Raw genomic sequence first — 12,314 nt, forward strand, 5'->3', positions numbered from 1 at the left:
CGGCCCAATAACACCAAGGGATTGCAGGTTATTCCGGTCATTTTGGCCGGACACCATTGAGGCTTGTAGTCGTGTGCTTGCGACGGTGTATAAGTGCTTGTTATTCCGGTCATTTTGGCCGGACACCATTGAGGCGTATCCGGACGCGATGTGGGTTCACGGCTTGCCGTCCCGGTTATTCCGGTCATTTTGGCCGGACACCATTGAGGCATCCAGTTCGAGGGCAAGATCCACCACTGGTCGCCGGGTTATTCCGGTCATTTTGGCCGGACACCATTGAGGCGATGGCCGATATGACCTCTGATGTATCGACGATCTGCAGGTTATTCCGGTCATTTTGGCCGGACACCATTGAGGCGCGGCAGCGATTGACGCATGGATATCCGACGGCGCGTTATTCCGGTCATTTTGGCCGGACACCATTGAGGGGTTTTGGGCAGTTCACCCTGCGGTAGCCGCCGCCGGTTATTCCGGTCATAGTGACCGGACACGATCGACGCATGCTGCGCCGAGTCTGGCGACACCGGTGCATGACGACGCGGTGCTAGCCGAGGTTGCCGCCAGGGTTCGCGACGCGGTCGGCTGACGGGCCGGCGGGAAGCAACAGCCGGGAATTGCCGAAATGCACCGAATGCGTCACCGGCTTGGTCTGCTGGCCGGTCAGCGCCGGTTCTCCAGTGCCGAGGTTGGGTGCGTAGCGAGGAAACCAGCTGCCGGCGATCAGGACACGGATACGCGAGCCGGCTTTGAACCGGTGGGCGACGGCGTCGAGCTCGACGCGGACCGTCTCCGGCGCGTCCCCGAGCCGACGGTAGCCGTCACTCACATTGCGTGATCGGCCCTTGGCGTCGACCTCGCTGACCCGGACGAAGACGTCGACGTTCGGGTTGTCAGAGGAGTGCGTCAATTCGACGACGGGGCTTCCGTAGACGTACAGATCGTGGGCAAGAGCGGCGCCGGTGAAGCAGAGCACGTCGTAGCGGCGCGCGAGCCGGCTGTCGTTGCGGTAGCCGCCCTTCGACAGCAGCGGACCGCCCGTGATGGGGGTCGGATCGGTCGGATCGAAGCGGAAAGTCGCCGGTGGCGCGCCGGCCGGCGGCGCCGTCTCGTCGAGGCGGCCGTTCGGCTGCAGGTACAGCACCCGTTCGGTGGTGGCCGGCGGCCACTGGGGCAGGGAGCGCCAGCCGTGGCGGTTCACGAAGACCCGGACGGCAGCCGGGCGACGCGGGGCGGGCGCGTTGCCCACGTGGGCGTCCAACCAGTCCAACGACTCCCGAGCGCAGGTGGCCAGGCCTTTGCTCATCGTTTGGGTATGGGTCCACGGACCGACTGTCAGCGCCACCTCGACGCCTCGGTCGCGCAGCTGCTGATACTGGTGCAGCGTCTGGTCCAGGAAGATGTCCTGCCACCCGGTCAGCAGCAGGACCGGAACCTCGACGCGGTCCAACGCGGCAGGGTAACGCCGTGATTCCCAGAAGGGATGATCATGGTCGGCGATTTCTACCCAGGATTCGAACCAGGGCGCGCCCTCGCCGAGCAGTGTCCGGGTCGCCGAGTTCATCGGCAACCCAGAGATGGCACGTTTCACCTTGCGCGGCGCCCGCAGCTGGCGAATCGCGCCTCGCAGCGGCCCTGATTCTTCTTGACGCGAAACCAGATAGCTCCAGCCCAAGAAATCGTTGACGGCAAACGATCCGGTGCTCCACACCGAGGCCCGGAAATCGTGTGGCCCCACGGTGATGACGGCCGCGGCCAGCTCCGGCGGCGGATCGTGCAGCAGCGCCCACTGGGTGAAGCCCAGGTAGGACAGTCCGACGGTGCCGAACCGGCCGGTGAACCACGGTTGGCGCCGCAACCACTCGACGGTGTCGGCGCCGTCGGCCGCTTCGTTGGCCATCGGTTCGAATTCGCCGGCCGACCCGAAAGTTCCGCGCACGCTTTGCAACACCACGTGATAGCCGCGCGCGGCATAGAGCCCGGCGAACACCAAAGAAAACGGGAAGCCCCGCCCGTAGGGGCCGCGGACCAGCAGCGTGCCGACGGGTTCGGACGTGGTGGGCGCGTAGTGATCGGCGACCAGGTGAATCCCGTCGCGCATGGGGACGTGCACCCGGGTCACGGTGTAGCGCGTGGTCGCGCGGGGCAGACGCAGCAGCGCACCAACCGCTCCCGGGACGACGCGGCCGCCTCGCCTGCTCGGGCCGCGCTGCTCGGACCGTGGCGAGGTGGTGCTCACGGTGCGCGACCTAGAACTTGTAGTACGGGGCCAGATCGTTGGCCCGTTGCAGGTTGGTGGAGGGACAGTCGACGTCGGGCTCGGAGTAGACCGTGGAGTAGAACAGCGACTGCTGGATCACTCCGTAGCTGGTCTTGAAGGTCACCATGCAGGAGGAGTACCAGAAGCTGTTGTGGTAGGTCGGCTTCAGCACCCAGTACTGCGCGGCCCGGTGGCCGGCGATCGTGGTCTCGATGGCGTCCGCCGGCAGAGTCTGGGCGTAGCTGCGCCAGGTGATGGGCTCGACGGCAAGCTGGTAGTTGCCCGCGTCGTAGTGACACCGCAACCCTTCTTCGGCTTCCGGCGGTGTGTAGGCCAAGCCGAGGCGCTGGACTGCGTCGAAGGGAATGTCGTTGCACGGGTCGAACGGGCTCGGGTCGGTGGTTGCCACGATGGGGCTCTTCATCGTGGTCGACATCGGTTCTGCGGTTGACCGCAACTCGACCTTGCCGTCGGCCGGCATAGGGGAGCCGCCCTGCCAGCCCACAGTGCCCCCGATGGCCGCTGCGACCAGCGCACCAACCGCTGAAGCCAGACGCACCTTGGCGAACACGACACCCCCTGCCCTTGGCGGTCCCTTTGCCGGGAGTGTACAAGTCGCCTCCGCGCCGGCACAGGGGTTAGTCGACTTGTTGTCACGCGGGCTCCTTGTCATGCTTGTCTGCCCAGCAGTAGGAGCCGCTGAGGTTTGACGGAGCCGTTCGGAGCGAGGAGGTAGGCGTGTTTCAGATCAGTCCGGAGCAGTGGATGTGCTCGGCGGCGCAGGTGACCGCGCACGGCGAGGGCCTGGCAGCCGGGCATTTGTCGTCCGACTACCGGCTCCAGGCTGCGCAGGTCGGCTGGCAGGGCGCCTCAGCGACGGCGCTCAACGCCAAGATGGGCGACTGGTGGGAAGCGTCGAGGGCACTGCTGACCAGGATCGGTGATCACGCACGCGGTCTGCACGAGGCCGCGGTTTATCACGCGGCGGCGGAAGAGGCGCGCGCACGGGCGCTGGCCCAAATTGGTGTTTCCGCCGGCGGCAAGGCCACCGGGCGTCAGGCGTGATCAGTGTCGTTGACGGTGGCCGATATCGATCGCTGGAATGCCCAAGCGGTCCGGGAGGTGTTTCACGCGGCCAAGGCCCGAGCAGAGGTGACGTTCGAAACGTCGCGGCAGTTGGCGACGCTGTCGATTTTCGCGAATTCCGGGGGCAAGACCGCCGAGGCGGCGGCACACCAAAACGCGGGACTTCGCCGAGACCTTGACGCCCACGGTTACGAAGCATTGGCAGTTGCCCGAGCGGCCGATAGGGCCGCTGACGGCATTGTGAAGGTCCAATCCGACTTGGCCGCACTCCGCAAGGCCGCCGCGGCCGCCGAGCTGACGGTCGACGCGCTCACCAACAAGGTGGTGCCGGTCCCCGGGCTGCGATACACCGAGGCCGAGTGGGCACGGATGCTCGCCAAGCAGGCGGAGCTGCAGGCTGATCTGGATGCGATTGTGGTTGAGGCCAATGCCGTCGATGAGGAATTGGCATCAGCGGTCAACATGGCCGACGGTGATGTGCCCATCCCGGCTGATTCCGGCCCGCCGGTCGGCCCCGAAGGGCTGACACCGACACAGCTCGCCAGCGATGCCAACGAAGAGCGGCTGCGCGAGGAGCGCGCTAAGCTGCGGGCTCGCATCGGGCAGTTGCAGGGGCGGTACGACGAACTTGCGGGCCAGGCGCACAGGCGGCCAGGGACTACAACAACGGCATCCTGAACAGCGATGTATTGGGCCAACTTGCAGCCCTCAACGATCAGTTGTCCGCTGCCAAAGGACGGCTGGGCGACCTTGACGCCGTCGACCAGGCGCTGAGCCGAGCGCCGGAGACCTACCTGGCCCAGCTGCAGCTTCCCGAGGACCCACACCAGCAGGTGCTGGCGGCCGTGGCCGTCGGCAATCCGGATACGGCGGCCAATGTGTCGGTGACCGTGCCCGGTGTGGGCTCCACGCTGAAGGGCACCTTGCCCGGCATGGTCAGTGAAGCCCGCAACCTACGATCGGAGGAAATCCGGCAACTCAATGCTGCCGGCAAGCCCGCCTCAGTTGCCACGATCGCCTGGATGGGCTACAACCCGCCTCGTAACCCGCTTGACACCGGGAGTGCGGGAGACCTGTGGCAGACCATGACCGACGAGCAGGCACGAGCGGGCGCGGCAGACTTGTCAAGGTACTTACAGCAGGTTCGGGCCAATAATCCCGGTGGCCACCTGACGGTTTTGGGGCACTCGTACGGGTCGTTAACGGCGTCGCTGGCGTTGCAGGACCTCAATGCTCACGGTGCCCATCCCGTCAACGATGTGGTGTTCTACGGCTCACCCGGCCTGGAACTGTACAGTCCGACGCAACTCGGGCTGGATCACGGGCAGGCCTATGTCATGCAGGCTCCGCACGACCTCATTACCAGTCTGGTGGCCCCGGTCGCGCCGCTGCATGGCTGGGGCCCGGACCCCTATCTGACCCCTGGGTTGACGGAGCTGTCGTCACAGGCGGGTTTTGATCCGGGCGGCATTTGGCGTGATGGGGTGTATGCCCATGGCGACTATCCCCGGGTCTTCCAAGATGCCGCCGGCCAGCCGCAGCTGCGGATGTCCGGCTATAACCTGGCCGCAATCGCTGCTGGGCTGCCGGACAACAAGGTGGAGGCTCCGCTGCTGCCACCCATTTTGGGTGGTGGCATGCCCGCGGCACCGGGCCCCGCACCCGGAGGGAGGCATTGATGCGCTGGCCTATTGCCTGGCTACTCGCCGTGGTTTGCGTGGTGGTGCTCGGCTGCGGTCGCAGCGGTCATGGGACCGGTAGTGGAGAGGAGGGCCCGTTGAGCCCGGAAAAGGTCGCCGAATTAGAGGACGGACTGCGCGCTAAACCTCCGCTGGAGGCCGCCAAAGACGAGTACCGGGCGGTGGTGACCCAAATGGCCAACGCCATCACCGCGCTGATACCCGGGTTGACGTGGCGAACGGATATGGACACCTGGACTGGGTGTGGTGGGGCCTACGAATGGACCAGAGGAAAGGCTGCGTATTTCATGATCGTTTTCAGTGGGCCGATCCCCGACGAGAGGTGGCTGCAGGCCGTGCAGATCGTCAAGGACGGCGGTCAACAATTCGGTGCCACCAACTTCGGCGTGATGAAAAACAAGCCCAGCGATCATGACGTCTACATCTCCGGCCATGGCGGTGTCGAGTTCAAACTGTCAACTCAGAAGGCGGCGGTCCTCACGGGGCAGTCGGACTGCCGGATCAGCGAAACCGATACGCCGAAACCGTCTCCGAGCCCGTAGCAGTTTTGGCACCGTCCAAGTGACAAGCAACGCGTGGTGATGCAGGCTCCGAACTTGCGCTGGCCGATGGCGTGGCTGCTGGCCCTCGTTTGCGTGGTCGTGCTGGGCTGCGGTCGCAGCGCTCATGGGACCGGCAGCGGCGAGGAGGGACCGTTGAGCCCGGAAAGAGTCGCCGAACTGGAGAACCCGCTCCGCGCCAAGCCTTCGCTGGAGGCCGCTAAGGAGCAGTACCGGGCCGCGGTCACCCAGATGGCCAACGCGATAACGGCCCGGGTGCCGGGATTGACTTGGTCGATGGATGAGGACAGCTGGACGGGGTGTGGTGGCGACTACGAATGGACCAGGGCCAAAGCGGCGTATTTCATGGTCGGATTCAGTGGACCAATTCCCGACGACAAGTGGCCGCAGGCTGTGCAAATCGTCAAGGACGGGGCAAAACAATTCGGCGCAAACAACTTCGGTGTCATGAAAGACAAGCCGGGTGACCACGACATATACGTTTCCGGTGCTGGCGGCATATTCAAGCTCGGCACCCAGGTCGCTTCATCCCTCACCGCACAATCGGACTGCCGGATCAGCCAAACCGACACTCCGAAACCCTCGCCAACCCATAGCGCGCCGCAGCAAAGCGTGTGACGAGGAACAATTCGTCTGCACCTCGCCGAATCGTTAGGGTGGTTAATCGTGACACGGCACGAGTCGACCGGCGGGGGACAGCCGACGCTGTGGGCTGTTTCTGACCTGCACACCGGTCACCTGGGCAACAAGCCCGTCGCCGAGTCGCTGCACCCGTCGTCGCCGGACGACTGGCTGATCGTCGCCGGTGATGTTGCCGAACGAACCGACGAGATCCGCTGGACGCTGGACCTGCTGCGGCGCCGATTCGCCAAGGTGATCTGGGTGCCCGGCAACCACGAGCTGTGGACCACCAACCGCGACCCCATGCAGATCTTCGGCAAGGCGCGCTACGACTACCTGGTCAATATGTGCGACGAATTGGGCGTCGTGACCCCCGAGCACCCGTTTGCGGTGTGGACCGAACGTGGCGGCCCGGCCACCATCGTCCCGATGTTCCTGCTGTACGACTACTCCTTCCTGCCGCACGGCGCGACCAGCAAAGCCGAGGGCATGGCCATTGCGAAGCAACGCAATGTGGTGGCTACCGACGAATTCCTGCTCTCACCCGAGCCGTACTCCACCCGGACTGCCTGGTGCCACGAACGGGTCGCCAGCACCCGCGCACGTCTGGAACAGCTCGACTGGATGCAGCCGACCGTGCTGGTGAACCACTTTCCCCTGGTGCGCGAACCCTGCGAGGCGCTGTTCTACCCGGAATTCTCGCTGTGGTGCGGAACCACCAAGACCGCCGACTGGCACACCCGCTACAACGCCGTGTGCTCGGTATACGGCCATCTCCACATTCCCCGCACCACCTGGCACGACGAGGTGCGCTTCGAAGAGGTGTCGGTGGGCTACCCGCGGGAGTGGCGCCGTCGCAAGCCATACAGTTGGCTGCGCCAAGTCCTGCCCGACCCGCAGTACGCGCCGGGTTATCTCAACGACTTCGGCGGTCACTTTGTCATCACTCCCGAGATGCGTGCCCAAGCCGCTCAGTTCCGGGAAAGATTGCGGCAGCGGCAATTACGGCGGTGACCACGAGCATGCTGGTGTCGTCGGTGTTGGCCGGCACGGTGATCGAGGATCTGGCGTATGCCGAGATGTATTCCGACCCGCCCGGTCTGGCGCCGCTGCCGGACGAGGAGCCGTTGATTGCCAAGTCGGTGGACAAGCGGCGCAACGAGTTCATCACCGCCCGCCACTGCGCCCGCGTCGCGCTGCGTGAGCTCGGCGTGCCACCGGTACCGATCCTCAAGGGCGACAAAGGACAACCCTGCTGGCCCGACGGTGTTGTCGGCAGTCTGACCCACTGCGCCGGCTATCGGGGTGCGGTGGTGGGGCGCAGCTCCGCGGTGCGTTCGGTGGGCATCGACGCCGAACCGCATGACGTGTTGCCCAACGGCGTGCTGGACGCGATCAGCCTGCCGGCCGAGCGCGTCGAGCTACCGCGCAGCATGCCGGACGAGCTGCACTGGGACCGAATCCTGTTCTGCGCCAAGGAGGCAACCTACAAAGCGTGGTTCCCGCTGACCGAGAGGTGGTTGGGTTTCGAGGACGCGCACATCACCTTCGACGCCGACCCCTCCGGCTTGACCGGCCGCTTCACGTCGCGCATCCTGATCGACCCGTCGGCTCTGTCTGGTCCGCCGCTGACGAGGCTGCGCGGTCGATGGTCGGTCGAGCGTGGCCTGGTGCTGACCGCTATCGTGCTATGAGCCAAAGTCGCACCGGGCCGGGCCTTGTGGTTGTCGACAAGCCGGCCGGAATGACCAGTCACGACGTGGTGGGGCGGTGCCGCCGCAGCTTCGCTACCCGCAGGGTCGGGCATGCGGGGACACTGGACCCGATGGCCACCGGCGTGCTGGTGATCGGGATCGACCGCGCCACCAAGATCCTCGGCCTGCTCACCGCGACCTCGAAGTCGTATGCCGCCACCATCCGGCTGGGGCAGACCACGTCCACCGACGACGCCGAAGGCGAACTGCTGCAATCTGTTTCGGCCGCACACGTCACGGATGAGCAGATCACCGCCACGATCTCCAAGTTCCGCGGCGACATCACCCAGGTGCCGTCGACGGTCAGCGCTATCAAGATCGGTGGCCGTCGTGCCTACCAGCTCGCCCGCCAGGGCCATTCGGTTGAGCTCGAGGCGCGCCCGGTACGTATTGACCGGTTCGATGTGACCGCGCGGCGCACCGTTGACGGCGTGGTCGACCTCGACGTGGAGGTCGACTGCTCGTCGGGAACCTACATTCGCGCGTTGGCCCGTGATCTCGGTGATGCCCTTCGGGTGGGCGGCCACCTGACATCGTTGCGGCGCACCCGGGTGGGTCGCTTCGGCCTGGAGCAGGCGTGCTCGCTTGACGAGTTGGCGCAGCGTCCGCGGCTGAGCCTGAGCCTCGACGAAGCGTGTCTGCTGATGTATCCGCGCCGCGACCTCACCGCCGAGGAGGCCGAGGCCGCCGCCAACGGCCGGCCGCTTGCGCCAGCCGGCATCGACGGCACATACGCTGCCACCGACTTCGACGGGCGGGTGATTGCGCTGCTGCGCGACGACGGTCCGCGGACTAAATCCCTGGTCGTGATTCGTCCGGCAACGCTGTAAGGGCACCCGGGCGGTCGTCCGTCGGCAGCCAGGTTGCACACTGGGGGCAGGCCAACGGCGCTCGCCGAGCGGCCGCTGCTCGGATAGAAGGGGCGTGCATGTCTCCCAAGGTTCCTAACAAGGTTTTTGTCATCGGCGTTGGCATGACCAAGTTCGAAAAGCCCGGCCGCCGCGAAGGCTGGGACTATCCCGACATGGCGCGGGAATCGGGCACCAACGCGCTGCGCGATGCCGGCGTCGACTACAACGACGTCGAGCAGGGCTACGTCGGTTACGTCGCCGGCGATTCGACGTCCGGGCAGCGAGCGCTCTACGAGCTGGGCATGACCGGGATTCCGATCGTCAACGTCAACAACAACTGCTCAACCGGCTCGACGGCCCTGTTCCTGGCGGCGCAGGCGATCCGCGGCGGGATCGCCGACTGCACAATCGCGCTCGGCTTCGAAAAGATGCAACCCGGCTCGCTCAGCGGTGGCGCGCAAGACCGCGAATCCCCGATGGCCAGACACGTCAAGGCGCTGGCCGCGATCGACGAGTTCGCGATGCCCGTCGCGCCGTGGATGTTCGGGGCGGCCGGCCGCGAGCACATGAGGCAGTACGGCACCACGGCCGAGCATTTCGCCAAGATCGGCTACAAGAATCACAAGCATTCGGTGAACAACCCGTATGCGCAGTTCCAGGAGTCTTACACGCTCGACGACATCCTGGCGTCGCGGATGATCTCCGACCCGCTCACCAAGCTGCAGTGCTCGCCGACCTCCGATGGTTCGGCCGCAGCGATCCTGGCCTCGGAGTCGTTCGTCGACAGCCACGGACTGGCCGGCCAGGCCGTGGAGATCGTCGGTCAGGCCATGACGACCGACTTCGCCTCGACCTTCGACGGCAGCGCCAAGAACCTCATCGGCTACGACATGAATGTCCAAGCGGCACAGCGCGTTTACCAACAATCGGGACTCGGGCCCGAGGACTTCCAGGTGATCGAGCTACACGACTGCTTCTCGGCCAACGAACTCTTGCTGTACGAGGCGCTGGGCCTGTGCGGCCCGGGCGAGGCGCCCAAGCTGATCGACAACGGCGACACCACCTATGGCGGACGCTGGGTGGTCAACCCGTCCGGCGGCCTGATCTCCAAGGGCCATCCGCTGGGCGCGACCGGATTAGCTCAGTGCTCCGAACTGACCTGGCAGCTGCGCGGCACCGCAGACAAGCGGCAGGTCGACAATGTGACCGCGGCGCTGCAACACAACATCGGGCTGGGCGGCGCCGCCGTCGTCACCGCCTACCAGCGCGCCGAGCGTTGAAACGGGCGCGCCGTGATCGAGTGGTCGCAGACCGATCTGATGATGCGCGACGCGGTTCGCCAATTCATCGACAAAGAGATCCGTCCGAAATTGGACGAACTGGAAACCGGTGCGCTGTCGCCATATCCGATCGTGCGCAAGCTGTTCAACCAGTTCGGCCTCGACGTGCTGGCCGCTGAATCGGTCAAGTCGATGCTGGACCGGGAACGGGCTGAGCAGCATGCGGATGGTGAAAGCGCCAGCGGTTCAGGACGTTTCGGTGCTCAGGCATCGATGGCCGCGGTCATGGTGTCCGAACTCGCCGGGGTGAGCATCGGATTGATCAGCACGGTCGCGGTCAGCATCGGGCTGGGCGCGGCGACCATCATGAGCCACGGCACGCTGGCCCAGAAGGAGCGCTGGCTGCCCGAGTTGATGACGCTGGAAAAGATTGCGGCGTGGGCAATCACCGAGCCGGACTCGGGCTCGGATGCGTTCGGCGGCATGAAAACCCACGTCAAACGCGACGGTGCGGACTACATTCTCAACGGGCAGAAGACATTCATCACCAATGGTCCAGACGCGGACGTGCTGGTGGTCTACGCGAAACTGGACGACGGCACCGCTGGCGGCTCCGATTCGGACCGGCGCAATCGGCCCGTCCTCACTTTCGTTTTGGATGCCGGAATGCCGGGCCTGACGCAGGGCAAGCCGTTCAAGAAGATGGGCATGATGTCGTCGCCGACCGGCGAACTTTTCTTCGACAACGTGCGACTGACTCCGGACCGTCTGCTGGGGGAGAAGGAACAGCACACCGACGGCGACGGGCGCGACAGCGCCCGGGCCAATTTCGCCGCGGAACGCCTCGGGGTTGCGCTGATGGCGCTGGGGATCATCAACGAATGTCACCGGCTGTGTGTGGCGTACGCGAAGACCCGCACCCTCTGGGGCAAGAACATCGGGCAGTTCCAGCTGATCCAGCTCAAGCTTGCCAAGATGGAAATTGCTCGAATCAACGTGCAGAACATGGTGTTTCAGATTCTGGAACGGCTCAAGGCCGAAAAGCTCCCGTCGCTGGCCGAGGCGTCGGCGATCAAGCTCTATTCTTCGGAGGCCGCCACCGATGTCGCGATGGAAGCCGTGCAGTTGTTCGGCGGCAACGGCTATATGGCCGAGTATCGGGTGGAACAGCTTGCCCGCGACGCGAAGTCACTGATGATCTACGCCGGCAGCAACGAGGTTCAGGTGACTCATATCGCCAAGGGCCTGCTGGCCTGAGCCGCAGGGCCTGTCGCGCCGCACCCGCGATCGCGTTAGGCCACCACCCAGATCGCTCGTGCCGCCGGGCTGCCCAAGTCGACAGGCGTCGGTGCGCCGTCGCCCGACTCGATCGCCACCGAGATCATGCCGGCGAATTCGCGCCGCGTTACCACCCGCAGCCGGGAGTCCAGGTTGATTCCGACGCTGTCGAAGTACCGCAGCATTTCTGGGTCGGCATCGGAAATGCGGGCCACCGTGCCGGTGTCGCCGTCGCGACACTCCCACAATTGCCGGGCCGGCGGCGTGGGCACTTGCCCGTCGGAGGCCGGAATCGGGTCGCCGTGCGGATCGCGCTGCGGAAAGCCCAGCTTGGCGTCGATCCGGGCCACCAGCCGATCAGATACGGCGTGTTCGAGCACCTCGGCCTCGTCGTGCACTTCGTCCCAGCCGTAGCCAAGTTCATTGACCAGGAACGTTTCCAGAAGCCGGTGTCGGCGCACCATCGCCAGCGCCGCGCGGCGGCCGGCTTCGGTCAACGTCACCGCGCCGTACTTTTCGTGGTCGACCAGACCCTGCTCAGCGAGTCTGCGGATCGACTCCGAGGCGGTGCTGGCCGAGACCCCGATCTTCTCGGCCAGCATCTTGGTGCTGACCTTTTCCAACGACCACTCCTGGGCCTTCCAAATCACCTTCAGGTAGTCCTGGGCAACCGCGGTAAGACCGCCAGGCTCTTCGTCAGCCGTTGCGAGTGAGTGATCTTTAGTGGTCACGCGACTCGCACCCCATTTCGGGGTTGTTCGGCAGCCTTGCGGCTGCGTCCCTTCCGCGCTTCACAGCCGCCGGCCGGGCCAGGCCCGGTCTTACGGTCGGCTCCACGCTTGACGGCGGCCCCAACTGGGCCGACGACGCTAATGGTGTCCTCGTAGCGTGCGAGGTTGATCGCGGCGTTGTCATCACGTTGGTGTG

General features: G+C 65.3%; 11 protein-coding genes, 2 pseudogenes and 1 CRISPR repeat array (1 of these 14 cut by a window edge). Of the genes and pseudogenes, 9 read left to right on the forward strand and 4 right to left on the reverse strand.

Translation table 11 applies throughout. The features are described 5' to 3' along the window. Positions 1 to 500: a CRISPR direct-repeat array (repeat unit 36 nt; unit sequence GTTATTCCGGTCATTTTGGCCGGACACCATTGAGGC) (it extends 554 nt beyond the left edge of the window). Between the two features lie 44 nt (positions 501 to 544). Both EET03_RS08845 and EET03_RS08850 read right to left on the reverse strand, forming a co-directional pair. Next, positions 545 to 2,236 carry a CocE/NonD family hydrolase gene (locus EET03_RS08845; RefSeq protein ID WP_075543679.1) on the reverse strand — a complete coding sequence of 564 codons (1,692 nt, stop codon included), beginning with the start codon at positions 2,234 to 2,236 and terminating at the stop codon, positions 545 to 547. Positions 2,237 to 2,246: 10 nt separating this feature from the next. Beyond that, positions 2,247 to 2,828 (reverse strand): DUF3558 domain-containing protein, encoded by a 582-nt coding sequence (locus tag EET03_RS08850; protein ID WP_075543680.1) that lies wholly within the window; start codon positions 2,826 to 2,828, stop codon positions 2,247 to 2,249. A gap of 167 nt (positions 2,829 to 2,995) precedes the next feature. On the opposite strand from EET03_RS08850, the gene EET03_RS08855 reads away from it, so the two are divergent. The 9 genes and pseudogenes from EET03_RS08855 (at position 2,996) to EET03_RS08900 (ending at position 11,366) form a co-directional block, all read left to right on the forward strand. After that, positions 2,996 to 3,322, forward strand: a complete 327-nt coding sequence (locus tag EET03_RS08855) for a hypothetical protein (RefSeq protein WP_075543681.1) — start codon at positions 2,996 to 2,998, stop codon at positions 3,320 to 3,322. Between the two features lie 3 nt (positions 3,323 to 3,325). After that, positions 3,326 to 5,022, forward strand: a pseudogene (locus EET03_RS30755) (alpha/beta hydrolase family protein). After that, positions 5,022 to 5,585, forward strand: coding sequence for an LppA family lipoprotein (locus tag EET03_RS08870; RefSeq protein ID WP_075543682.1), 564 nt, complete (start codon positions 5,022 to 5,024; stop codon positions 5,583 to 5,585). The pseudogene EET03_RS30755 and the gene EET03_RS08870 overlap by 1 nt, the downstream one beginning before the upstream one ends. 54 nt (positions 5,586 to 5,639) lie before the next feature. Further along, positions 5,640 to 6,221 carry an LppA family lipoprotein gene (locus EET03_RS08875; protein ID WP_075543689.1) on the forward strand — a complete coding sequence of 194 codons (582 nt, stop codon included), beginning with the start codon at positions 5,640 to 5,642 and terminating at the stop codon, positions 6,219 to 6,221. Positions 6,222 to 6,269: 48 nt separating this feature from the next. Beyond that, entirely contained in the window at positions 6,270 to 7,238 is a 969-nt protein-coding gene (locus EET03_RS08880) for a metallophosphoesterase family protein (RefSeq protein WP_075543683.1), read from the forward strand. Then, positions 7,235 to 7,918: a 4'-phosphopantetheinyl transferase PptT gene (pptT, locus tag EET03_RS08885; RefSeq protein ID WP_099194080.1), complete on the forward strand. Its 684-nt coding sequence runs from the start codon at positions 7,235 to 7,237 to the stop codon at positions 7,916 to 7,918. Before EET03_RS08880 ends, pptT begins: the two co-directional genes overlap by 4 nt. Further along, positions 7,915 to 8,808: a tRNA pseudouridine(55) synthase TruB gene (truB, locus tag EET03_RS08890; RefSeq protein WP_099194081.1), complete on the forward strand. Its 894-nt coding sequence runs from the start codon at positions 7,915 to 7,917 to the stop codon at positions 8,806 to 8,808. The genes pptT and truB overlap by 4 nt, the downstream gene beginning before the upstream one ends. A gap of 98 nt (positions 8,809 to 8,906) precedes the next feature. Further along, the gene (locus EET03_RS08895; RefSeq protein ID WP_075543685.1) at positions 8,907 to 10,109 is read left to right on the forward strand and encodes a lipid-transfer protein; all 1,203 of its coding nucleotides are present in this window, start codon (positions 8,907 to 8,909) and stop codon (positions 10,107 to 10,109) included. 12 nt (positions 10,110 to 10,121) lie between these two features. Continuing rightward, positions 10,122 to 11,366: an acyl-CoA dehydrogenase family protein gene (locus EET03_RS08900; protein WP_075543686.1), complete on the forward strand. Its 1,245-nt coding sequence runs from the start codon at positions 10,122 to 10,124 to the stop codon at positions 11,364 to 11,366. A gap of 35 nt (positions 11,367 to 11,401) precedes the next feature. Here the strand turns inward: EET03_RS08900 and mntR are convergent, their stop codons facing one another. Next, complete coding sequence (gene mntR / locus EET03_RS08905) at positions 11,402 to 12,118, reverse strand: manganese-binding transcriptional regulator MntR (RefSeq protein ID WP_063469179.1); 717 nt, start codon at positions 12,116 to 12,118, stop codon at positions 11,402 to 11,404. After that, a pseudogene (locus EET03_RS08910) lies at positions 12,115 to 12,314 on the reverse strand (IS607 family element RNA-guided endonuclease TnpB); the annotation flags it as partial. The pseudogene EET03_RS08910 and the gene mntR, both read right to left, overlap by 4 nt.

The organism is Mycobacterium innocens (genome assembly GCF_900566055.1).
GTDB classification, from domain to species: domain Bacteria; phylum Actinomycetota; class Actinomycetes; order Mycobacteriales; family Mycobacteriaceae; genus Mycobacterium; species Mycobacterium innocens.